At 62.1% G+C, this 1,660-nt stretch carries 2 protein-coding genes; both read left to right on the top strand.

All coding sequences use genetic code 11. The features are described 5' to 3' along the window. Positions 1-718 precede the first annotated feature (718 nt). Positions 719-916, top strand: coding sequence for a hypothetical protein (locus QX126_RS33490; protein ID WP_006614936.1), 198 nt, complete (start codon positions 719-721; stop codon positions 914-916). An 87-nt stretch (positions 917-1,003) separates the two neighbouring features. After that, on the top strand, positions 1,004-1,480 hold the full coding sequence (locus tag QX126_RS33485; protein ID WP_315740196.1) for a GcrA family cell cycle regulator: 477 nt from the start codon (positions 1,004-1,006) through the stop codon (positions 1,478-1,480). The last annotated feature ends 180 nt before the right edge of the window (positions 1,481-1,660 follow it).

Here is a 1,660-nt window from a genome sequence, read left to right as displayed (position 1 = left end):
CGCGGCCCGCCTGCGAGAAAAAATGCAGGCGGCAGGTACCACAGGTGCAGCCGAGAAACGCCCGGCCTTCCCTGCGCAATGGTCTTCACGCTTATACGCAGTCTGCCTGGTGCGCCGGGCTTGTTGGCCACCATACGCGATGATGCGCTTTCGCGTACCACCGCGGGGACACCAGCATCGGGGTGTCAGCACGCTGCGACTTCACGTCCGCGCCGAGCCGTTTCGTCCGCGCGTCCATAAGGACACGCTGCGGCTCCATCGCGGCCACCGCTCCCCGCCTCGCGTGTCGTGACGATCGCGCGCAACGCCCCTCCGGCTGAGGCGGGATGGCGACACTAAAGCATAATTTCCGGAAAAGCGAAAGCACCATTTCTGGAATGACGAATTTTTTTCGCAGTGACCGCGATGGCCGCCGCCTGCTCTGCAGAAATTTCAGCCAGGGTCCCCCAACCAGGCGCCGTGGCACGACGGTGGTTGAAGAGACCATCGGACACCGCGGCTCACGCGAATCTTCTCGACCCGTGCTTCGCCGTCGGATTCCGGCCCGGACTCGCCGAGCGGGCGGAGAGTCACCGTCGCGACCGACCCGGTCCGTCATATTTCCATAAAATTCAATGCCTTAACCAGTTATCCCCAAGCCGCTGTACAACCTATTGGATTCCTAATAGAGTCTAAAAAGTTACTTTTCTGTACACCGGTTACGGACTAGCTTTTAGGCATGGCGACGGAAAAAGCCGAAACTGACCGCATCCCCGTAACCCTAGCCCTGGCAACCATCGGCTATCTCGAAAAGCTCGTGAAACAGGGAACCCACGGCACCAGCGTTCCGGGTGTCTGCAGAACGTTGATTGAAGAAGGCATCCGGCTCGCCATCAAGGATGGGCTGCTGTCGATTCGCGACAACGGACGGGCGTAAGCTAGGGACACGCAACGCGGACAACAGTTTTCGGTGCAGCCGTCGGCCAGGACGATCCAGGACGGATCAAACTTGGAAGCGACAACAATGCCCGCCGAACGACAGACACTCCCCACCTGGACCGAGGAACGGCTCCAGGCCCTGAAGCAGCACTTTGAGGCCGGGCTGACCTGCCGAGAGATTGCCGCCGAGCTCGGCGTCAGCCGCAACGCCGTGATCGGCAAGATCTCCCGCCTGGCACTGACGCGCGACAATGGCGGCGATTCCAGGCGCGTGGTCCGCGCCGAGACGACACGCGATGGCGCACGCCGTCCCGTGCCAAAGCTGCGCCGCCGCATCCTGCGCGCGGTGCAGAACGACCCGCCGCCTGTGATCGTCGAGGAGCCGGTCGGCACCGTCGTGAACGGCTGCTCGCTGTTCGAGCTCTCCAAGGAACGCTGCCGCTGGCCGATCTCGACGCCCGGCGCGGATGACTTCTGCTTCTGCGGGTCGAAGCCGATCGAGGGCTTGCCGTATTGCCCGAGCCATACGCGAATGGCGTATCGGGTGGCGTCGTCAAGGTAATGAGGGCGGCGTAGCAAAGATCCTACGGGCCTAATGGCTTTCACGCTTTGCCTAGTCTCCGCATTTTGCGGGGACGGTGCGGCGGCCTCGTCTCCCCTCCCCGCAAGGGGCTACGGGATTCCCGGTTTTATGCTTTGGGTTGCAAGTAGATAGCCTTCAAGCATTGCAGCGAGACGATCC

This window comes from Bradyrhizobium sp. SZCCHNPS1003, from assembly GCF_032381555.1.
In the GTDB taxonomy this organism is placed as follows: domain Bacteria; phylum Pseudomonadota; class Alphaproteobacteria; order Rhizobiales; family Xanthobacteraceae; genus Bradyrhizobium.
Note: the sequence above shows the minus strand (reverse complement) of the source record. Positions and strands in the feature narration are given on the sequence as shown.